Below are 254 nucleotides of genomic sequence, written 5' to 3'. Positions count from 1 at the left end.
CCGCGAGGCCACGAATCGCCTCGGCGTCCACGTCACGACAAACACCTGGGAATGGACCGCTCCAGAGCCAGCTGAGTACGGCCGCTACGCAGGCTGGGCGATGAGAGTCGGGCAGCTGGCCAACGACGACTGGAATCAGGTCGTGAGCGGCACCTGGAAGGACAAGCGTTACAACGACATTGAGTAGCGTTGAGCGAAGGCACCCCGCCGGTATCCCGTCGGCACCGATGCTTTCCTTTTTTGCTGTCCGGCAC

At 62.6% G+C, this 254-nt stretch carries 1 protein-coding gene; it reads left to right on the top strand.

Translation table 11 applies throughout. The features are described from left to right. On the top strand, positions 1-187 hold a 187-nt coding region (locus tag NCS58_RS34095), incomplete at its 5' end, for a hypothetical protein (RefSeq protein ID WP_250539051.1). Positions 188-254: the final 67 nt, after the last annotated feature.

The organism is Caballeronia sp. INML3B (assembly GCF_023631305.1).
GTDB classification, from domain to species: Bacteria; Pseudomonadota; Gammaproteobacteria; order Burkholderiales; family Burkholderiaceae; genus Caballeronia; species Caballeronia turbans.
This window is presented reverse-complemented; position numbering and strand designations above follow the sequence as displayed.